22 protein-coding genes are annotated in these 20,438 nt (G+C 56.8%); 19 read left to right on the top strand and 3 right to left on the bottom strand.

Going from position 1 to position 20,438, the window contains the following annotated elements; all coding sequences use genetic code 11:
• Nucleotides 1–181 precede the first annotated feature (181 nt).
• From M516_RS0119225 to M516_RS0119205, 5 genes are all read left to right on the top strand, one after another.
• Nucleotides 182–940, top strand: coding sequence for a ParA family protein (locus M516_RS0119225; RefSeq protein ID WP_029100562.1), 759 nt, complete (start codon nucleotides 182–184; stop codon nucleotides 938–940).
• On the top strand, nucleotides 937–1,779 hold the full coding sequence (locus M516_RS0119220; protein WP_029100561.1) for a ParB/RepB/Spo0J family partition protein: 843 nt from the start codon (nucleotides 937–939) through the stop codon (nucleotides 1,777–1,779). The genes M516_RS0119225 and M516_RS0119220 overlap by 4 nt, the downstream gene beginning before the upstream one ends.
• Before the next feature lie 18 nt (nucleotides 1,780–1,797).
• Complete coding sequence (locus M516_RS0119215) at nucleotides 1,798–2,958, top strand: aminotransferase class V-fold PLP-dependent enzyme (RefSeq protein WP_029100560.1); 1,161 nt, start codon at nucleotides 1,798–1,800, stop codon at nucleotides 2,956–2,958.
• A 355-nt stretch (nucleotides 2,959–3,313) separates the two neighbouring features.
• Nucleotides 3,314–4,030: a DUF554 domain-containing protein gene (locus M516_RS0119210; RefSeq protein WP_029100559.1), complete on the top strand. Its 717-nt coding sequence runs from the start codon at nucleotides 3,314–3,316 to the stop codon at nucleotides 4,028–4,030.
• 179 nt (nucleotides 4,031–4,209) lie between these two features.
• Nucleotides 4,210–5,109: a diacylglycerol/lipid kinase family protein gene (locus tag M516_RS0119205; RefSeq protein ID WP_029100558.1), complete on the top strand. Its 900-nt coding sequence runs from the start codon at nucleotides 4,210–4,212 to the stop codon at nucleotides 5,107–5,109.
• A 190-nt stretch (nucleotides 5,110–5,299) separates the two neighbouring features.
• On the opposite strand, the gene yyaC is transcribed toward M516_RS0119205, so the two are convergent.
• Nucleotides 5,300–5,911 carry a spore protease YyaC gene (gene yyaC / locus M516_RS0119200; protein ID WP_029100557.1) on the bottom strand — a complete coding sequence of 204 codons (612 nt, stop codon included), beginning with the start codon at nucleotides 5,909–5,911 and terminating at the stop codon, nucleotides 5,300–5,302.
• A 343-nt stretch (nucleotides 5,912–6,254) separates the two neighbouring features.
• On the opposite strand from yyaC, the gene M516_RS0119195 reads away from it, so the two are divergent.
• Genes M516_RS0119195 through M516_RS0119185 form a run of 3 tightly spaced genes read left to right on the top strand, consistent with a single transcriptional unit; the run spans nucleotide 6,255 to nucleotide 7,663 of the window.
• The gene (locus M516_RS0119195) at nucleotides 6,255–6,536 is read left to right on the top strand and encodes a putative Se/S carrier protein (protein ID WP_029100556.1); all 282 of its coding nucleotides are present in this window, start codon (nucleotides 6,255–6,257) and stop codon (nucleotides 6,534–6,536) included.
• Nucleotides 6,533–7,423: a mechanosensitive ion channel family protein gene (locus M516_RS0119190; protein ID WP_029100555.1), complete on the top strand. Its 891-nt coding sequence runs from the start codon at nucleotides 6,533–6,535 to the stop codon at nucleotides 7,421–7,423. The genes M516_RS0119195 and M516_RS0119190 overlap by 4 nt, the downstream gene beginning before the upstream one ends.
• A 30-nt stretch (nucleotides 7,424–7,453) precedes the next feature.
• Nucleotides 7,454–7,663 (top strand): DUF951 domain-containing protein, encoded by a 210-nt coding sequence (locus M516_RS0119185; protein ID WP_029100554.1) that lies wholly within the window; start codon nucleotides 7,454–7,456, stop codon nucleotides 7,661–7,663.
• Nucleotides 7,664–8,018: 355 nt separating this feature from the next.
• Here M516_RS0119185 and yjcZ read toward each other — a convergent pair whose 3' ends face one another.
• Nucleotides 8,019–8,069 carry a sporulation protein YjcZ gene (gene yjcZ / locus M516_RS26050; RefSeq protein ID WP_231558665.1) on the bottom strand — a complete coding sequence of 17 codons (51 nt, stop codon included), beginning with the start codon at nucleotides 8,067–8,069 and terminating at the stop codon, nucleotides 8,019–8,021.
• 378 nt (nucleotides 8,070–8,447) lie between these two features.
• Here yjcZ and pepF point away from each other — a divergent pair, with 378 nt between their 5' ends.
• The 11 genes from pepF (at nucleotide 8,448) to M516_RS0119125 (ending at nucleotide 19,755) form a co-directional block, all read left to right on the top strand.
• Nucleotides 8,448–10,358 carry an oligoendopeptidase F gene (gene pepF, locus M516_RS0119175; protein WP_029100553.1) on the top strand — a complete coding sequence of 637 codons (1,911 nt, stop codon included), beginning with the start codon at nucleotides 8,448–8,450 and terminating at the stop codon, nucleotides 10,356–10,358.
• A gap of 207 nt (nucleotides 10,359–10,565) precedes the next feature.
• The gene (ychF, locus tag M516_RS0119170; RefSeq protein WP_029100552.1) at nucleotides 10,566–11,666 is read left to right on the top strand and encodes a redox-regulated ATPase YchF; all 1,101 of its coding nucleotides are present in this window, start codon (nucleotides 10,566–10,568) and stop codon (nucleotides 11,664–11,666) included.
• Between the two features lie 141 nt (nucleotides 11,667–11,807).
• Nucleotides 11,808–12,095, top strand: a complete 288-nt coding sequence (rpsF, locus tag M516_RS0119165; RefSeq protein WP_029100551.1) for a 30S ribosomal protein S6 — start codon at nucleotides 11,808–11,810, stop codon at nucleotides 12,093–12,095.
• A gap of 29 nt (nucleotides 12,096–12,124) precedes the next feature.
• Entirely contained in the window at nucleotides 12,125–12,583 is a 459-nt protein-coding gene (locus tag M516_RS0119160; protein ID WP_029100550.1) for a single-stranded DNA-binding protein, read from the top strand.
• Nucleotides 12,584–12,640: 57 nt separating this feature from the next.
• The gene (rpsR, locus tag M516_RS0119155; RefSeq protein ID WP_035290218.1) at nucleotides 12,641–12,871 is read left to right on the top strand and encodes a 30S ribosomal protein S18; all 231 of its coding nucleotides are present in this window, start codon (nucleotides 12,641–12,643) and stop codon (nucleotides 12,869–12,871) included.
• Between the two features lie 88 nt (nucleotides 12,872–12,959).
• Nucleotides 12,960–13,868, top strand: coding sequence for a DUF2232 domain-containing protein (locus tag M516_RS0119150; protein WP_029100548.1), 909 nt, complete (start codon nucleotides 12,960–12,962; stop codon nucleotides 13,866–13,868).
• A 4-nt stretch (nucleotides 13,869–13,872) separates the two neighbouring features.
• On the top strand, nucleotides 13,873–15,810 hold the full coding sequence (locus M516_RS0119145; protein WP_029100547.1) for a DHH family phosphoesterase: 1,938 nt from the start codon (nucleotides 13,873–13,875) through the stop codon (nucleotides 15,808–15,810).
• 64 nt (nucleotides 15,811–15,874) lie between these two features.
• Nucleotides 15,875–16,318: a 50S ribosomal protein L9 gene (gene rplI / locus M516_RS0119140; protein ID WP_029100546.1), complete on the top strand. Its 444-nt coding sequence runs from the start codon at nucleotides 15,875–15,877 to the stop codon at nucleotides 16,316–16,318.
• Nucleotides 16,319–16,341: 23 nt separating this feature from the next.
• On the top strand, nucleotides 16,342–17,691 hold the full coding sequence (dnaB, locus tag M516_RS0119135) for a replicative DNA helicase (RefSeq protein WP_029100545.1): 1,350 nt from the start codon (nucleotides 16,342–16,344) through the stop codon (nucleotides 17,689–17,691).
• 256 nt (nucleotides 17,692–17,947) lie between these two features.
• Nucleotides 17,948–19,234, top strand: coding sequence for an adenylosuccinate synthase (locus M516_RS0119130; RefSeq protein ID WP_029100544.1), 1,287 nt, complete (start codon nucleotides 17,948–17,950; stop codon nucleotides 19,232–19,234).
• A gap of 317 nt (nucleotides 19,235–19,551) precedes the next feature.
• Nucleotides 19,552–19,755: a hypothetical protein gene (locus M516_RS0119125; protein WP_029100543.1), complete on the top strand. Its 204-nt coding sequence runs from the start codon at nucleotides 19,552–19,554 to the stop codon at nucleotides 19,753–19,755.
• Nucleotides 19,756–19,828: 73 nt separating this feature from the next.
• On the opposite strand, the gene M516_RS0119120 is transcribed toward M516_RS0119125, so the two are convergent.
• Entirely contained in the window at nucleotides 19,829–20,200 is a 372-nt protein-coding gene (locus tag M516_RS0119120) for a hypothetical protein (RefSeq protein WP_029100542.1), read from the bottom strand.
• Between the last annotated feature and the right edge of the window lie 238 nt (nucleotides 20,201–20,438).

Here is a 20,438-nt window from a genome sequence, read left to right as displayed (position 1 = left end):
CGGACAACGGCCGCCTTTCTTTTTGGCACTCGTCCCATTCTGACGCTTCGGGAGAAAAACACGCCTCGTGTCACGCTGGGCACATGGGCGGAAAATTTTTCATTTCCAAAAAACAGCGTACGACAGAACGGCAAATCTGGTAACATGGTTAGTAGAATGGTGTAAAAATGAGGTGGAGAAGTTGGGTAAAATCATTGCGGTAGCAAACCAGAAAGGTGGCGTAGGAAAGACGACCACGTCCGTCAACCTCAGCGCTTGTTTGGCCACGTTGGGAAAAAAGGTGCTGCTGGTGGACATTGATCCGCAGGGGAACGCAACCAGCGGGATTGGTGTGAACAAAGCGGATGTGCGCTACTGTATCTACGACGTGCTCATCAATGATGTCAGCCCCGTAGATGCCACGTTGCCTACTGACATCGATGGTCTTATGATCATTCCTGCTACCATTCAATTGGCCGGCGCGGAAATTGAGCTCGTCCCAACCATCTCGCGTGAGGTTCGTTTAAAAAAGGCGCTGGAAGTCGTCAAAGATAAATACGATTACATCATTATCGATTGTCCGCCTTCGCTCGGAATCCTGACGGTGAATTCCCTGACGGCGGCCGATTCGGTGCTGATTCCGATTCAGTGTGAATACTATGCGCTGGAAGGATTGAGCCAACTGCTGAACACGATCCGCCTGGTGCAGAAACACCTGAATTCCCAGTTGACGATCGAAGGCGTCGTCCTGACCATGCTGGATGCGCGTACCAACCTGGGGCTTCAGGTTATTGAAGAAGTGAAGAAATACTTTCAGGACAAGGTGTACAAGACGATTATTCCCCGCAATGTCCGCTTGAGTGAAGCGCCGTCGCACGGACAGGCGATCATCACGTATGATCCGCGCTCTCGAGGAGCGGAAGTGTATACCGACTTGGCGAAGGAAGTGGTAGGGGTATGAGCAGGGGCTTAGGGAAAGGTCTGAACGCGTTGATCACGTCCAATCTCATTGAAGAGGGGGAGAGCGTAACGGAGATCGCCGTCGGAGACATCCGTCCCAACCCGTATCAACCACGGAAAGAGTTTGAACCGACAGCGATCGAAGAACTGGCCCAGTCAATCAAGGAACACGGCATCATTCAGCCGCTGATCGTTCGGAAAAGCATCAAAGGCTTCGAATTGGTGGCGGGAGAACGGCGATTGCGGGCGGCCAAAGCGGTCGGATTGAAAAAAGTGCCCGCCGTGGTCAAGGCGTATTCCGACCAACAGTTGATGGAGATTGCCCTGATCGAAAACCTGCAGCGGGAAGATCTGAATCCGCTGGAAGAAGCGGAAGCGTACGAAAAGCTGATCGCCCATCACTCGTATACGCAGGAACAACTGGCCCAAAAGATCGGCAAGAGCAGACCGCACGTGGCCAATATGCTGCGCCTGCTGCAATTGCCCAAAAAGATTCGCGAGATGGTGTCGGTGTCTGCGCTGTCGATGGGACACGCCCGCGCTTTGTTGTCCGTGGAAAAGGAGTCGGTCCAGCTCCAGCTTGCCAACGATGTCGTCAACAAGGGGTTAAGCGTGCGGCAGTTGGAGGAGCTGGTGAAACAACTCAATGTTTCACGTGAAACAAAGAAGAAGAAGCCGCCCAAAAAGGAACCCCAGCTCATGGAACTGGAGGAACGTCTGCGCAGCCGTCTCGGCACATCGGTGAAGATTAAAAAAGGAACCAAACGGGGGAAAATCGAGATCGATTTTTACTCGCAGGAAGACTTGCAGCGCATTTTGGACATATTGTATGTGGAGTAACCCCATAAGGAGGAAGCAATGCGGATCATTTACCTGGACAATGCTGCTTCTACCTGGCCCAAACCGCCCGGGGTAAAGGAGATGATGGCCGAGGTACTCGATGATTTTGCGGCCAATCCGGGCAGAGGCGGGCACGCGTTGGCGATGAAGGCGAGCAAGACCGTGTTTCGGACGCGGGTGCAATTGGCTCGGTTGTTTGGGATAAAAAACCCGAATGACCTCTTTTTTTATCTCAATGCCACCCAGGCGCTGAATCAGGCGATCAAAGGGTTTTTGAAAGAAGGAGACCATGTCGTCACGTCGTCGATTGAACACAACTCCGTGCGCCGTCCGCTGGAGTACATGCGCCGGACGAAACAGGTGGAGATTACCTATGTGGAGCCGAGAGAAGACCAACTGTTTCACGCGGAAGATTTTGAACGGGCGATCACGCCCAAAACGAAACTGCTGGTGATCAGCCACGCCTCCAATCTGACCGGGGTGATTCTGCCGGTCGCCGAACTGGGGGAAGTGGCCAAACGGCACGGTGTCGTACTTCTGGTGGACGCGTCCCAAACGGCAGGCGTTTTGCCGATCGACGTGGAGAAGATGAACATCGGCATGCTGGCGTTTCCCGGACACAAGGGACTGTACGGGCCCCAGGGGACGGGCGGCCTGTACGTTCACGAGTCGATTGATCTGGAGCCGTTGATCCACGGAGGGACAGGCAGTCAATCGGAAGCGATCGATCAGCCGACGACCAGGCCGGACCGCTATGAGAGCGGAACGGTCAACACGGCCGGATTGGCTGGTCTGTTGGCCGGCGTGACGTTTGTGATGGAAAAAGGCGTGGAAGCGATTCGCGCGCACGAGTGGGCACTGGCGAAGCGGACGATGTTGGGACTGCAGGAGATTCCGGGAGTGGAATGGTACGGCCCGGGCATCGAAACGGAAAGAGTGGGCGTCGTTTCCTTTAATATCGCGGGAGTCGATGCTGCGGAGGCGTCCTTTATCCTGGACCAGCAGTACGGCATTGCGACGCGGGCCGGCTACCACTGCACGCCGCTGGGACACCAGACGGCGGGAACGGAACAGCGAGGAGCGGTTCGGGCCAGCTTTGGCGTCTTTAATACGGAAGAGGACGTGGACGCGCTGCTGAACGCGGTCCGCGAGATCGCGTCCGCTTTCAACCCGGCGTAGGCGGAAGAGGCCCCGTAGCTTGCTCATTTGATGACCGGCAGAATCCCTTTGGAGATAGAGATTCTGGAATGATTGCGCGGGCAGCAACCAGATTGAGGTTCCGCGAACGGGCATGAATCGTCCTGGAGAGAAAAGCTTGGGGAGGAACGTGCAGAAGGCGGGTGTGCCTTCGCGGCAGCGCTTTGCAGGGGAACGGCGGAAGAGGGGAAAACGGCAGATTGAAAACAGGCTTTGAACAGGTGTGCAGAAGAGGCTGTTTCGGAAGCCTCTTTGAAAAAGCCTCCCGTAAAGCGCTGCGTACAGAACGGCAAAACGGAGTTCCTCCAAAAGCTGCGATCACAGAGGAGTGGAGAACGTGTTTTTGTTGGGGACACTGGTAAATGCGCTTGCCATCGCGGCGGGGGCATTGGCGGGGCGCTTGTTGTCCGGCATCCCGGAATCAATCCGGCAGACGGTCATGCAGGGGATCGGCCTTGCCATTGTCGTGCTGGGATTGAAAATGAGCCTGGATACGAACAACATTTTGCTCGTGATTGTCAGCATCGTGCTGGGCTCCATGATCGGAGAGCTGATGGGCATCGAAAAAAGCCTGAACCGTCTGGGCCAATGGCTGGAGAAAAAGATGGGAGGAAACCGGCAGGGGAAAATCGCCACAGGGTTTGTAACGGCAACGCTGGTGTACTGTATCGGTGCCATGGCCGTCTTGGGCTCGTTGGACAGCGGTTTGCGCAACAATCACGACATTTTGTACACGAAAGCGATGCTGGACGGTTTGTCGTCCATCATTTTTTCATCGACGTTGGGCATTGGCGTCATCTTCTCCGCCGTCCCCGTCTTTCTCTATCAGGGGACGATTGCCCTGTTGGCCACGCAAATCAACAGTCTGGTCAGCCCGGCGATGCTGGAGGCCATACTGGCGGAGGTAACGGCGGTTGGCGGACTGATGATCATCGCGATCGGCATCAACATTCTGGAATTGAAAAAAATCAACGTGGCCAACATGCTTCCGGCGCTCGTGATCGCAGCGGTCGGCGTGCCGGTGGAGAAATGGCTGTCGGCAGTGATGGGCTGAACAAATGAGAGGGACAGGCTCTTCCGGAGGGAGGAGTCTTTCTTTGTGAACCGGATGTGCCCTCCGTCATCTCGACGTTTCACGGGACGCAGATCGACGGGCCGCAACCTATGCAGGGGCACCGCATCGTGCGATAATACAGACAGGAGTGAGAGGAGAACGGGCGAGGAGAGGGCGCAATGCTGGGATTTATCGTCAACCCGGTGGCGGGAAACGGCAGGGGAGCCGTCGTGTGGAAACGTCTTGAGACGGAATTGAAACGGCGTGGTGCCGTTTATCGGGTGCGGATGACGTCAAAAGAGGGGGAAGCCAAAAAACTGGCTGCCGAGCTGCTGCAAAAAGAGGAAGTAACGCACATTGTCGCGGTCGGCGGGGACGGAACGGTCAGCGAAGTGATCAACGGCATCAGCGAGTCGGGGATTTGCTGCCCGTTTGGCCATGTGCCGGCCGGTTCGGGAAACGATTTTGCCCGCGGCCACAACCTGCCGAGCGATGCGCTGCAGGCGTTGGAGCGGATTTTGGCTGCCGGGAAACAAAAGCGGATCGATTTGCTTCGCGTCAACGGGCAATTGGCTGTCAATGCCGTGGGGGCCGGGTTTGACGGGCAGGTGGCAAAGATCACGAACGAAGCCGGCTACAAACGTTGGCTCAATCGGGTTAGGCTTGGAACGCTCTCCTATGTGATTTCCATGCTGCGCGTGCTGGTTTCCTATCAACCTTGCCGGGTCATGCTGACCGTCGACGGCAAACAGGAGCAGTTGGAAAACGTCTGGCTGATCGCCGTCGCCAACATTCCCAATTACGGCGGAGGGATGCTCATCTGTCCGGGGGCCGTGCCGGATGACGGTTTGGCTGAGGTGTGCGTGGTCAGCGGCGTCAGCCGTTGGTCCCTGCTGAGGGCCTTTCCCTTGATCTACAGAGGGGCGCACGTCCGGCATCCGGCTGTCCGCTTTTTTCGCGGCCGCCACATCCGGATTCAGGCGGAAAACCCGCTGGTCGTCCATGCCGACGGAGAGGTGGCGGCCGTGACGCCGGTGACGGTGGAGGTAGCCAGGCAGCGGCAGGTTGTAAGTCTGTAGACGATCACAACCAAAAGACTTGTTTGTCCCCGCGCGAGAGGAAAACAAGTCTTTTTTCGGTGTCCCATCGTTGAAAACATTACACCGGGCTGTTCCCTGAAACCGCACCATACCGCCGGGAAAGAAGATCCGCCTTCATCGCGAAGGCTTCGATAGAAACGCGTCATCCCCGTATAGAGTGGGCAAGGGGTTACTCGGGGGTAGCGGTGCCCAGCCGCTGGGGATCGCCCGAGTGAAGCACGGCCGCCTGGAACAGGGCGGAGGCGATGATGTCCGCCATGCGCATGACCACGTAGAGACGTGTGTTTTGCAGGACGAAATACTCCATGAAACCACCCACATTGACAATGCCGGTAATGTGAAAGGTGCCGACCGAGGGCAGGTCCTTTTTCACGCCGGCGCCTGGCTTCAGGGGCCCGTCCGCCACATTGATATTGCCCACATTGCTGAACTGGCCGAGACAGGCGTCGATGGCGATGAGCAGTGCCTGCGGATGGGTCCGGCGAATTTCATCCAGTTTTTCGCTGAGATTCATGGCGTGCACGGGCTCTTCCAGGGTTCCGTATACGTGCAGCAGGTGGTGCGTGCGGGATTTCAGCTTGCTGCCGACCAGCGGCCCAAGCGCGTCGCCGGTAGAACGGTCGGTTCCGATACAGAGGATGACAATTTCGTCGTGGTACGGCTTCAGGAGAAAGCGCTGCGCCAGATGCTGAGCCAACTGATCGGCAGCGTTTTCATTTCGATACTCGACTGTAAACGGCGGCAAGGAGCTGTCCTTGCGCTGGCTATCGAACAGGTTCATGGCTACCCCCAAGTCTCGCGTCGTTCGGACGGATATCACCAAAAGTATTCACAGTATAGTACCGGACGGGCATTTTTATACCAGCTAATGCAAAGGTTGCGGCTGTTTTGAACGCTTCGGAAAGTGAAACAACGACAGGCGAAGCGTCCGGGAATACCAGCCGTCCGCAGCAGGCGGTTCACGGTCTTGCGGCGGCAGCTTTTCGGGCTGAGCGATGGGTCCTGTTCCATTTCCATGCCCGGAAACATGCCCGGCAAAAGCAATTCTTTACAACCGGGGAAACTGGCGCGGTTGTACCTGAACAGGTACAATGGGAACAGAAAAGTGGAGGGAGGGGATCGATGTGGAAGGCGAGACCGTACTGATCGCGTTTGATTCCACCCAGCAGGCGCTGCGGGCGGAGATGCTGCTGGAGTATGCCGATATCGACATTGACACCCGCCCGACCCCGAAAGAAATCACGGCCGGCTGCGCCCTGTCCATTGAGTTCCCGCTGGCTGACTACCGGCAAGCCAGAGAGATCATCGAAGGGCAGCATGTGGAAATTCGCGGCTACTTTCGCTTGTTTTCCGACTGCTACCACGAAATCGACGAACACGGAAACAGAAAGGAGCGGTTTGCATGACAGAGGAGATCGCCAAGCAGGAGCGATGGTTTGAGACATTGTATGCGCAAGCGAGCGCTTATCTGACAAATCCGGATACATGGGTCAGAATCGGATTGGTCGCCCTGAAAATCCTGATGATTATCATCTTGTCCCGCATCGTGGTATCGGTCGTCCAGGCGGCGGTAAACCGGGTGTTTCAGCATCGGCAGGGCAGCAAGCTGCAGATTGAGCAGCGGCGGGTCGACACGCTGCGGGTGCTGGTGAACAACGTGGCCCGGTACACGATCTATTTTTTGGCCATGTTGCTGGTGCTGCAGCAGATGGGCGTCGACCTGCGTCCCGTTCTGGTCAGCGCGGGGGTGCTGGGGCTGGCGGTCGGGTTTGGCGCGCAAAGCCTGGTGCGCGACGTGATCACCGGCTTCTTCATCATTTTTGAGGATCAGTTCGCCGTGGGCGACGTGGTCACGATCAACAACATGACGGGTACGGTGCAGGAGATCGGCCTGCGGATCACCCGGATTCGCAGTTGGACGGGAGAGGTTCACATTTTCCCCAATGGCACCATCAATCAGGTGACCAACTTTTCGCTGCAAAACACGTTGGCGGTTGTGGACGTATCGGTAGCCTATGAAGAGGATCTGGACCACGTCGAGCGCGTCTTGAAAGAGATTTTGAAAAAGGCGCAGGAAGAAATGCCGGATATCGTCGCGGAACCGCAATTGCTCGGCGTTCACGCCTTCGGACCGTCGGAAGTGATCATGCGCGTGACGGCGGAGTGCAAACCGAACACCCATCACGGCGTGAACCGCAAGCTGCGGGCGATGATCAAGAGAGAGTTCGACGCGCGCGGCATCGAGATCCCGTATCCGCGGATGGTGTCCATCCAGCCAAAAGGACAAGCCTGACACGAGGGACGAGGAGAAGGAGGGAGACACATGGAACGAAAGCAGTTTGCCCTGGGGGACATCGTGCAGATGAAAAAGCCCCATCCGTGTGGGACCAACGCCTGGAAAGTAATCCGCATGGGCATGGACATCCGCATCAAATGCACCGGGTGCGACCACAGCGTAATGATCCCGCGTCTTGAATTTGAGCGGAAAATGAAAAAAGTGCTGGTTCGTGCAGAGGACCAACCGGAATCGTAACCGTTTGGGAAGACCCGGCCTGTTGTTTTCCACAATGCCCGTAAACGGCCGGAATGCCGGGTAACCGGAAACGCGGATAAAGGACTCCGCAAAAACGGACAAGCGAGCGCAATGGAAAGAGGATGCAGCCGCATCACGGGCTGCATCCTCTTTCTTTTGGTCAATGGTGGCGAAAGGCAAGGGAACCGGGTGGGTGTCGTCTTGCCTTGCGCAAAACATCTTGTGGATGACCTCTCGAAAATTCAGTCGAGCCATTCCGGCGAAGCTGCTGCCGAAGCGATGCCGGGGCTGGATATGCAGACGCTCGTGTCAAAAGGATGTACACCTCTAAAAAGGTTGGATGGCGGCGGGGACGTTAGTCGCAGTCACAACCAACGATGACAAGCAGGATGAAGAGAACCAGCACAAGCGCGAAACCCTCGAAGCGGCCGTTGAAGATACCCACTAGCTAACACCTCCTACCCTGGATTCATTACTTATGCTATGTCGGAAGAGAGGAGGCGGTATGGGCGTTTGTCACGTTGAACGGAAAATAAGTTATGCACAGCACTATCCACAAAAATGTGGACAACCAAGTCGTTTTTTCGGGATTTTCCGTAAGAAATGTGGACAATCACGGTTTTCGACAAATGTTATCCACAATTTTATTCACAAACAGCGTAAATCTTTGGATAAATAGGATTAAATATTTAAAATATTTTTATTAGTAAGAAGGAATTAAGGGGGAGGGATATAATTACAGTATGTAGCAAAGATAAAACATAAAGAAAAGGGGCGATTCTGAGTGAAAAAACGAGCGTTTGCATCTTTTGCGGCGCTGGCGATCGCGTTGACGACCGTATCTTCCCCGTTTATCCCGTACAGTACGGCGGCGGTGGCGGCTGCGGCGGAAGCGCCCGTTTACAAATCCCGCGCCGACATTCCCGACTCGTACAAATGGAAGCTGGAAGATATCTACCCGACCGTTCAGGACTGGGAGAAGGACGTCGCCAAGGTGGAAGCGCTGGCGAACGCGTTTACCAAGCATCAGGGCAAACTGGGCCAGTCGGTACAATCGCTGCTGCAGGCGTTGGACGACTACAGCGCGCTGATGCGCTTGAACGACAAGGCGTACGTCTACGCCAACATGTCCCTGGACGTCAACTCGGCCAATTCCGAGCTGCAAAAACTGGCGGACCGGGCGGAAAAAATGAACACGCTGGTCTCCGAGAAGACCTCGTGGATGCAGCCGGAGATCGTCGCCATTCCGGACAACAAGATGAAGAGCTTCCTGGAAGCCAAGGAATTGGCGCCGTACAAAATGATGCTGGAGGACATGATCCGCACCAAACCGTACTCGCTGTCCAAAGAGATGGAGGAGCTGCTGGCCAAGTCGTCGCCGCTGGGCAACTCGCCGACCAACATCTACGGCATGCTCTCCAAGGACGTGAAATTCCCGAAAATCAAGGACGAAAAGGGGAACGAGGTGCAGTTGACGCGGGCCAACTTCGTCTCCTACCTGGAGAGCAAGGACCCGCGGGTGCGGAAGGATGCCTTCAAGGCATACTATCAGGCGCTGACAGACTTCCAGGACACCTTTGCCCAGACGCTGGCGGCCAAAGTGAAAGCGGACAACTTCTACGCCCAGGCGCGCAAGTACGGCTCCGCGCTGGAGGCCAGCCTGACGCCCAACAACATTCCCACGAAAGTGTACGACGAACTGATCGAAACCGTTAACAAAAACCTGCCGCTTTTGCACCGCTACATCGCGCTCAAGAAGAAAATGCTCGGCGTGAAGGAACTGCACATGTACGACATTTACGTCCCGATCGTGCCGTCTGACAACAGGTACATACCGTACGAGGAAGGCAAGAAAATGGTCGTCGACGGCCTGCAGGCGCTGGGGGACGACTACGTGAAGGTGCTGGCCGAGGGGCTGGAAAGCGGCTGGGTGGACGTCTACTCCACCGACGACAAGCGCAGCGGGGCGTACCAGTGGGGAGCGTACGACACGCATCCGTACGTGCTGCTCAACTACCAGGGAACGCTGGACGACGTGTTTACGATTGCCCACGAACTGGGCCATGCGATGCAGTCGTACTACACCAACAAGACGCAGCCGTACATCACGTCCAACTATCCGACCTTTACGGCGGAAGTGGCCTCCACGATGAACGAAACGCTGCTGTTCAAGAGCATGTACGAAAAGGCCAAGACCAAGGAAGAGAAAATGTACCTGCTCAATCACTACCTGGAGAACTTCCGCTCCACGCTGTTCAGACAGACCCAGTTTGCCGAGTTTGAGCGGGTGATTCACGAGAAGGAACAGGCGGGTGAATCGCTCAACGCCGAAGCGATCAAGAAGATCTATTTGGACCTCAACAAGAAGTACTACGGCACGGATATGGTCTCGGACGAGGAAATCGCGATGGAATGGGCGCGCGTCCCCCATTTCTTCAACTACCGCTACTACGTCTATCAATACTCCACCAGCTTCGCCGCTTCCCAGGCGCTGGCCAAACAGGTGCTGGACGAAGGCAAACCGGCCGTCGACCGCATCCGCACCAACTTCCTCGAGGCGGGCAACTCCGCGCCGCCGATTGAAGTGCTGAAAGCGGCAGGCGTGGACATGTCCACCTCCAAGCCGATCGAACAGGCGATGGAGATCTTCGAAGAGACGCTCAACGAGCTGGAAAAGCTGGTGAACGAGAAGTAACGCGGCAGATCGAACCGGCTGGCTCCCTTTCACGCGGAAAGGGAGCTTTTTTTGTCCCAGCGCAGGATGCTAACGTAAGCGACAGGAAAGACGCTCACAGACGCAACCGCAAGCCGGAATCTGCTGCCACAAGGAGACAATTGTATTCTTTCAGCCAAATCTATATACTGAAAAGGATATGAGGATGAAAACAAGGAGTGTATATAGATGGGTGCATCTTGTGGCATTGTAGGCCTTCCCAACGTAGGCAAGTCGACTTTGTTCAACGCGATCACGCAGGCGGGCGCCGAATCGGCCAACTATCCGTTCTGTACCATCGACCCCAACGTGGGCATTGTCGAGGTGCCGGACCCGCGCCTGACCAAGCTGACGGAGATCGTCGTGCCGAACAAGGTGGTTCCGACGGCATTTGAGTTTGTGGACATTGCCGGTCTGGTCAAAGGGGCAAGCAAGGGCGAAGGATTGGGCAACCAGTTCCTGGGTCACATTCGCGAGGTGGATGCGATCGCTCACGTGGTGCGCTGCTTTGAGGACGAAAACATCACGCACGTGGCGGGGCGCGTCGATCCGCTGAGCGACATGGAGACGATCAACCTGGAGCTGATCTTCGCCGACCTGGAGTCGGTCGAACGGCGCATCGACCGGATCGGCCGCAAGGTGAAAGCGGGCGACAAAGAGGCGAAGCAGGAGCTGGACGTGCTGGAACGCCTGAAGGCGGCATTTGAAGAAGGCAAGCCGGCGCGCAGCGTGGAGATGGACGAGGACGAACGCAAACTGATCCGCGACCTGCATCTCCTGACCATCAAGCCGGTGCTGTACGTGTGCAACGTGGCGGAGGACGGCATTCACGACGCCGACAACAATCCGCACGTGCAGGCGGTGCGCAAGCAGGCGGCCGAGGAAGGGGCGCAGGTGGTCGTGATCAGCGCCAAGGTGGAGGCGGAGATCGCCGAGCTGGAAGGCGAAGACAAGCAGATGTTCCTGGAAGAGCTGGGCCTGAAGGAGTCCGGTCTCGACCGTCTGATTCGCGCCGCCTACGACCTGCTGGGGCTGATTACCTACTTCACCGCCGGCGTGCAGGAAGTGCGTGCATGGACCATCCGCAAGGGCACCAAGGCGCCTCAGGCGGCCGGAGTGATCCACAGCGACTTTGAACGCGGTTTTATCCGCGCCGAGGTGATCTCCTACGACGACCTGGTGGAAGCCGGTTCCGTGGCGGCCGCCCGGGAAAAGGGCAAGTACCGCCTGGAAGGGAAAGAGTACGTCGTTCAGGACGGCGATGTCATGCATTTCCGGTTCAATGTCTAGAACGCAACCTTGCCTCGCATGGGGTGTTTTGCTATAATACGAAAATGCGAGTATTTATGGAGTGCATGTCCCATGCGTATCTATCTGCACTCGCTCCTTGCCCGCACAGGGCCGCTTAAGTCCATAAGGAGGTGAAAAGGTATGCGTCAATACGAAGTCATGTACGTATTGCGTCCAGACCTTGAAGAGGAGAAAGTAAAAGCCAACGTTGCTCGTTACCAGGAAGTTGTCACCAACTTCGGCGGCGAAGTGACCAATCTTCAAGAGATGGGCAAGCGTCGTCTTGCGTATGAGATCAAAAAGTTCCGTGAGGGTTACTACGTTTTGATGAACTTCAAAGCGAATTCCGATGCTGTTGCGGAAGCAGAGCGTCTCATGAAAATTAACGACGACGTGATTCGCTACTTGTTTGTTCGTGAAGAGAAGTAATCGTCGTCGCGGGCAGAGGGGGACCCAAGATGAATAAAGTCATTCTCATCGGAAACCTGACGAAAGATCCGGAGCTGCGCTATACGCCAAACGGCGTCGCTGTTGCCACCTTTACCCTTGCGGTGAACCGTCCGCGCCCCAATCAGGCGGGCGAGCGGGAAGCCGACTTCATCAACATTGTCGCCTGGCAGAAGCTGGCCGATCTGTGCGCCACGTATCTGCGCAAAGGCAGACAAGCGGCTGTCGAAGGACGCATTCAGACACGATCCTACGACAACAAGGAAGGAAAAAGGGTGTACGTGACGGAAGTTGTGGCGGAAAACGTCCAGTTCCTGGGCGGGCGCGGCGGTGAAGGCGCAGGTTACGATCCCGGCTTTGGCGGCGGGAAACCGGCCGGCGGCCAGCGAGACGACTTTGATCCATTTGGAGATCCCTTTGCCGATGCCGGCAAGCCGATCAACATTTCGGATGACGACTTGCCGTTCTGATTTGGGGTTGCGTTCAATCGTAGAACTTCACATTTCCTGCAAAAGGAGGGACTTTTCATGGCGCGCAAAGGACGTCCGAACAAGCGTCGCAAAGTGTGCTACTTCAAGGTAAACAAAATCAAGCACATCGACTACAAAGACACCGATCTGCTGAAGAAGTTTATCAGCGAGCGCGGCAAAATCCTGCCTCGTCGCGTAACCGGCACTTCTGCGAAGTATCAGCGCATGCTGACCGTAGCGATCAAACGTGCCCGTCAAGTGGCACTGCTGCCGTACACGGCTGAATAATTGACACAAGCAAAAAGGGGGACACAATTGCGTGGCCCTCTTTTTTCCATATTATTTGTCATTGCCAGATTCTCAGAGAGGTGTCGCCATGCCTTCCAAAACCAAACAACTGGCGGAAAACGCCGTGCTGTTGGCCATCGCGCTGATTCTGCTGTTCGTCAGCCTCTACACGGTGCTGGGCGTCGCAACCGGTTTATTGCTTCCGCTGCCGTTCGTGCTGCTGGGCATGAGACGAACGGTGACGAACATGATCTGGATCGTGTCGGGCTTTGCCTTGTTGGGCGGAGTGCTGACCGGGCCGATGACCGGCTTTATCGCGCTCCTGTCCGGGCTGTGGGGCGGCGCCATGGGCGTGATGTACGCCAAACGCGGGACGGCGCTGTCCGCGATTACGGCGGGAGCCGGCGTGGTGTTTCTCGGATACGTTTCCTTTTTGGCTCTCGCTGCGTTTGTCCTGCATGTCGACTTCCAGGCGGTCATGCGGGAGGCGGCAGCCTACAAGCCGTCGTTTATGACCAAAGAGCAGTTTGAACAGTCCGTCGCGCTTGGCAAAATGGTGATGCCGGCGTTTCTGGTCATGCTCAGCTACCTGCAGAGCGGCATCACGCACGGGCTGGCGCGCCTGATCGGCAAGCGGCTGGGATACCCCGTGCCCGCCTTGAAGCCGGTACGCGAATGGAGTTTTCCCCGCTCCCTGCTGTACTACTACTTCGCCGCCCTGATCGGCCTGTTTTTGATCGGGCAGGAGCCGGAGGGAACGTTCTGGTCAAGCGCCGTTCTCAACGTAAAGGTGATGCTGGACGGCATCTTTGCCCTGCAGGGATTGGCTTTCTGTCTGTTTGCGATTCATCTGTACGGATGGAAGCGATTGGCTCCCGCGCTAGTTGTCTCTCTATTTATTTTTCCTTTCCTAACTACTATACTTAGCTTATTAGGCATTTTTGATCTGGGGCTTCAATTGCGCAAAAAACTGGAAACAAGAGTGAAGAGGGGCTGAGGAAATGCCCAAATTCCTGTTAAAGCGTTGGTACGGGCTGCATATGGTCCTGGCTCTCAGCTTTAGCTTGTTGCTGTTGGGGATTTTGACGCTGCATCACTGGATGTACGGGGCGATCGGGATCATCTGTCTGATTGGCCTGGTTCTTTATGCCCTGCAAGCGGAAAAAGGCTTTCAACGGGATCTGCGCCTATACCTGGCTACGGTGACGCACCGGGTGAAAAAAGCGGGAGACGGCGTCATCCAGGAACTGCCGATCGGCATATTGCTGTACAACGAAGAGAAGGTAATCGAGTGGGTAAACCCGTTCATGACACAGATGTCGGGAGACGAGATGATGATCGGCAAGAGTCTCCAGGACGTTTTTCCGCATCTGACCTGGAAACCGGAGCAGAAGCGGCTGGAGTTTACCTACAACGAACGTACCTATGAAGTGCTGATCCGGCCCGAGGAGCGGCTGCTCTACTTTACGGACATTACCGACATGAAAGAGCTGACGCTTCGCTACCATCGCGAAAAGGCCGTGCTCGCCATCATCCACCTGGACAATCTGGACGAAGTGGGACAGGTCATGGACGAACAAAGCCGTACCCTGCTTTCCACCAGCGTGTCCGGGGTCATTACGGAGTGGGCCAACAAGCACGGCATTTACCTGCGTCGACTCACCGCCGACAAGTTTTTGGGACTAATGGAACGAGAGACGCTGGACAAATTGGAAGAAAGCCGTTTCGACATTTTGGACGTCGTGCGGGAGATGACGGCCGACAACAAGATTCCGCTGACGCTCAGCATCGGGGTGGGAGCGGCGGCCGACACTTACATCGAACTGGGACAAATGGCCCAATCCAGCCTGGATATCGCGTTGGGACGGGGCGGCGACCAGGCGGCGGTCAAAGTAGGGAACAAATTGACGTTTTACGGCGGCAAATCCAACGCCGTGGAGAAGCGCACGCGCGTACGGGCCCGCGTGATCGCCCACGCGCTGCGCGATCTGATCCACGAGGCGGAGCATGTCATCGTCATGGGCCACAAGCAGCCGGACATGGACTCGATCGGCGCGTCGCTCGGGGTGCTCAAGGCGGTGCAGGTCCACAACAAAGACGCCTACATCGTCATGGACGAGGGCAACTCCTCCGTGGATCGGCTGATGAAGGAGATCTACGCCCATCCGGAGCTGGCCGAATCGTTCATCACGCCGGAGCAGGCGATTCGTCTCGTCACCGGCCGGACGCTGCTCGTCGTCGTTGACACGCACCGGCCGTCGCTGGTCATCGAGCCGCAGCTTCTGCAGGAAACCAGCCGGATCGTGGTGATCGACCACCACCGCCGCTCCGAGGAGTTCATCGAGCCGGTGCTCCTGTACCTGGAACCGTACGCCTCCTCCACGTCGGAGCTGGTGACGGAGCTGCTGCAGTACCAGAGCGAACGGTTAAACATCGACAGCCTGATCGCGACGGCCCTGCTGGCCGGGATCGTGGTGGATACCAAGAGCTTCGCGTTCCGCACCGGTTCGCGCACCTTCGAGGCGGCGTCGTTTTTGCGCCGCAACGGGGCGGACACGGCGGCGGTGCAGCGCCTGCTGAAAGAAGACCTGCAGCAGTACGTAAAGCGGGCCCGCGTCATCATGAACACGGAGACGTACCGCGACAACATGGCGATTGCCGTGGGCGATCCGAACGAGGACTTTACGCAGGTGCAGGTGGCCCAGGCGGCGGAGCAGCTGCTGACGCTGTCCGGGATTGCCGCTTCGTTCGTCGTCGCCAGACGCGCGGACGACACCGTGCTGATCAGCGCCCGTTCCCTGGGGGACATCAACGTCCAATCCATCATGGAGCAGTTGGGCGGCGGCGGCCACTTGAACGGCGCAGCCACCCAGATCGAGGGCATTTCCCTGCAAGAGGCGGTCAAGCGCTTGAAAGAAGCGATCGATGCGGTCGTCTAGGCGGGGAGGGAGCTGTTTTGCGCTCTGCCCTCGACCAGTTTTCGATGAAAAGGGGGAAACGACGATGAAAGTCATTTTTCTGCAAGATGTGAAAGGACAAGGCAAGAAAGGCGAAGTGAAAGACCTGTCCGAAGGCTATGTGCGCAACTTCCTGCTGCCGCGCGGACTGGTCAAGGAAGCCACGGAAGCCAACCTGAAGACGCTGGAGGCGCAGAAGCGCAGCGAGGCGAAACGCAAGGAGCAGGAGAAGCAGGAAGCCCAGGAACTGGCACAAAAGCTGAACGAACTGACCGTGAAGGTAGCGGGAAAAGCGGGAGAAGGCGGCCGCCTGTTCGGCGCCATTTCGAGCAAACAGGTGGCGCAGGCCTTGGAAGAGCAGTTCAACATAAAGGTAGACAAGCGCAAACTGGAAATGGATGCGATTCGTTCGCTGGGCGTGACCCAGATCAAGGTCAAGCTGCACAACGAAGTGACGGCAACGCTCAAAGTGCACGTGGTGGAAGAATAAGCTAGGCAAGCGAGGGGTGTGACGTGAGCGACCTGTTTTTGGACCGTGTGCCGCCGCAAAACAACGAAGCCGAGCAGTCTGTTCTGGGGGCCGTGTTCTTATCCAAGGAAGCTCTCATCACGGCCATCGAGATTCTTCGACCGGAAGATTTCTACAAGACGGCGCATCAGCGGATTTTTAAAACGATGCAGGACCTCTACGAAAGAGGGGAACCGGTCGACCTCGTCACGGTAACGGCGGAACTGCAGGACCACAAGCTGCTGGACGAAGTGGGCGGCGTCACCTATCTGACGGAAATCGCCAGATCCGTGCCGACGGCGGCCAACATCGAGTACTACGCCCGCATCGTCGAGGAAAAGTCGCTGCTGCGCCGGCTGATTCGCACGGCGACGAAAATTGCCAATGACGGTTATTCGCGCGAAGACGACGTCACGCAGATTCTCGCGGACGCCGAGAGATACATCCTGGAAATTGCCCAGAACCGCAACAGCGGGGGCTTTACGCCGATTCGCGACGTGCTGTTGGAAACCTACGAGCGGATCGAGTTTCTCAGCCAGAGACGGGGCGACGTGACCGGCATTCCGTCCGGTTACCCGGACCTGGACAAAATGACCTCGGGCTTTCAGCGCAGCGACCTGATCATCCTGGCCGCCCGTCCGTCCGTGGGGAAAACCGCGTTTGCGCTGAATGTGGCGCAAAACGTGGCGGCCCGGGCGGGAGAGACCGTGGCGATCTTTTCGCTGGAGATGGCGGCGTCGCAGCTCGTACAGCGGATGATCTGCGCGGAAGGCAACCTGGATGCGTCCCGGATGCGGACGGGCTGGCTGGAAGAGGACGATTGGCAGAAGCTGACGATGGCGATCGGGACGCTGGCCAAAGCCCCCATCTACATCGACGATACGCCGGGGATTACGGTGCAGGACATACGGGCCAAATGCCGGCGGCTGCAGGCGGAAAAGGGATTGGGGCTGATCCTGATCGACTATCTGCAGCTCATTCAGGGACGCGGGCGCGGAGAAAACCGGCAGCAGGAGGTTTCGGAAATCTCCCGTACGCTGAAAGGGATCGCCCGCGAGCTGAACGTGCCGATCATCGCGCTCTCCCAGTTGAGCCGCTCCGTGGAGCAGCGCCAGGACAAGCGGCCGATGATGTCGGACATTCGCGAATCCGGCTCCATCGAGCAGGACGCGGATATCGTGGCGTTCCTGTACCGGGACGACTACTACGACAAGGAAACCGAGAACAAAAACGTGATCGAAGTCATTATCGCCAAGCAGCGGAACGGCCCGACCGGAACCGTGGAGCTGGCGTTTTTAAAGGAATACAACAAGTTTGTCAGCCTGGACAACCGCTTCCGCGACATGGCGGGTTGAGCATCGGACCGCGGACAGCGAAGGCGGCACAGGCAGGCTCAAGGCCGGACGACCGTCCGGCTTTTTTGCTGCATCCGGACGCCGGCGGCAAATGGGGGATCAGCGGCGGTTTTTCTGAATAAGATAAAAATACCGAACGTAGAATCTACCCAAACTCCTAACGTTCGTATTTTCGTTGACAGGTATGAAATGGTTTAGTACACTTAGAGTGTTTCAGGCCCAATAAGGATATGATGAGAGCAGGAGGTGTTTTTCGATGTCAACGGTCGTTGTCGTCGGAACCCAATGGGGCGATGAAGGAAAAGGGAAGATTACGGACTATCTGGCGGAAAGCGCAGAGGTAGTGGCCCGTTACCAGGGGGGTAACAATGCGGGGCACACGATTATTTTTGACGGAAACAAGTATAAGCTGCATCTGATTCCTTCCGGGATTTTCTATAAAGACAAAATCTGCGTCATCGGCAACGGGATGGTGATCGATCCGAAGGCGCTGGTGGCGGAGCTGGAATACCTGCACGGCTTCGGTTTCTCCACGAAAAACCTGAAAATCAGCGACCGCGCGCACGTCATCATGCCGTACCACATCAAGCTGGACAGCGTGGAAGAAGACAGCCGCGGCCAGAACAAGATCGGCACCACGCGCAAGGGAATCGGTCCGGCGTACATGGACAAAGCGGCGCGGATCGGCATCCGCATCGCCGATCTCCTGGACAAGGACGAGTTCGCGCGCAAGCTGGAGCGCAATTTGGCCGAGAAGAACCGCCTGCTGGAGAAAATGTACAACACCAGCGGCTTTGACCTGAAAGAAGTGCTGGAAGAATACCTGGGGTATGCGGAGATCATCCGCCCGTACGTCACCGACACGTCGGTGGTGCTGAACGACGCGATTGACCGCGGCAACCGTGTTCTGTTTGAAGGAGCGCAGGGGGTACTCCTGGACATCGATCAAGGCACCTATCCGTACGTCACCTCCTCCAACCCGATTGCCGGCGGGGTCACGATCGGTTCCGGCGTCGGTCCGACCAAGATCAACCAGGTGATCGGCGTCGCCAAAGCCTACACCACCCGCGTCGGTGACGGCCCGTTCCTGACCGAACTGACCGACGCCACCGGCGACCACATTCGCGAAGTGGGGTACGAGTACGGCACGACGACCGGACGTCCGCGCCGCGTCGGCTGGTTTGACAGCGTGGTGGTCCGCCATGCCCGCCGCGTCAGCGGGATCACCGGCCTGGCCGTGACCAAGCTGGATACGCTCACCGGCATCGACACCCTGCGCATCTGCACGGCGTACGAGTACAACGGGCAAATCATCGAGTCGTTCCCGGCCAATCTGAACATGCTGGCCAAATGCAAACCGGTTTACGAAGAGCTGCCGGGGTGGAAGGAAGACATCACCGGCGTGCGCAGTCTCAACGACCTGCCGGAGAACGCCCGCCACTACGTGGAGCGCATCACCCAGCTCACCGGCATTCCGCTCTCCATTTTCTCCGTGGGTCCGGACCGCGAACAGACCGTGGTTGTCCGCGGCATCTACGGATAATCCTTGCGTATCGGGCGGGTTTTCCGTAAAAAAGCTGCCATATCAGGCAGCTTTTTTCTATGTCCTGCGATGTTCCTACGCCCGATTTCGTAGTGCGAAGGATGTGGTTTCCCGCCCTGTTTGGCCAAACGTCCTGGTCCGGCCCTCCCATCCCGGGCGGAAAGAAGGCCCGTACATTTCCCTGCCCCTGTCGGCTGCGTTTGTGCCTGGGGAGGATAAGCGTGGGGCAAATTTTTTTCCGCCGGACAGACACAAAACGACTTTGTCTGGGCATATGGTAAGGCATACCAAGGAAAGAAAATGAGGTGGTCGCGATGATGGGATTCGATCAAAAGGCAATGAAACTCCTGGGCAAGAACGTTCAGGTGAAAATGTTCAACGGCTGCGTCATCAAAGGAACCATGACTCATTTTGACAACGGGTATCTCTGCTTCATCACCACATACAAGCAGCGGGATGCGGGGAAAACGACGATTCGCCGTCTGGCGTTGAAAGACATTACGTCGATGGTCGAGGTGTGACGTCCCGATGCACATGCCAAATACAGCCACCTGCCCCGATGAGAGGGAAGGTGGCTTCATTTGCGATTTGCGGCTAGACCATGCCGCCGCAGGCGCGGATGATGTCGGTCGCTTCGTCGCCTCGTTCTTCCGGCACGACAGCGGTGAGCAGGATGCTGGCTTCCAGATTGTCGTCGCCGCGGTCGGCCATTCCGCTCGCATCCGGATTGGCCGCCGCCAGAATGCTGGCGTCGCGGCCGCTGGGGAAATCGCCCGCTGTGGTCATCTTCGCCAGGCTGGGGATTTCTCCGGTAATCGGGTTGAGGATGTTCTCCACGCCATCGCCGGGAAACTGACCGATCCGGTCGATCTGAACGATGTCGAAACCGGCCTGGCGAAGTTTGTCGCCCGCCTGGACAGCCGCTTCCTCGGTCTTGAATCCGGCCAAAATGTTGCGTTCCTTCACGTGTGCCGCTCCTCTCAACATTTCTGCATGAGCACTGCCGCTCTGGTGTCCATATGATGCCTTTTTGTCGGAGCGTTTATTCGACAATATTTTACACTTGATGTTGTCGTTATTTTTGTGGTAAAGTCGACATAGTTGGTTTCTTTAGGCAATTTGACAGGCAACTGGAAACAAGAGAATAGGCTTTTTGACCTGGACGGTATTTTTCAAATATTCAGCAAGTACCGGCAATTGGAAA

The sequence above is a fragment of the Brevibacillus thermoruber 423 genome, from assembly GCF_000454065.1.
Lineage (GTDB): Bacteria > Bacillota > Bacilli > Brevibacillales > Brevibacillaceae > Brevibacillus > Brevibacillus thermoruber.
Note: the sequence above shows the minus strand (reverse complement) of the source record. Positions and strands in the feature narration are given on the sequence as shown.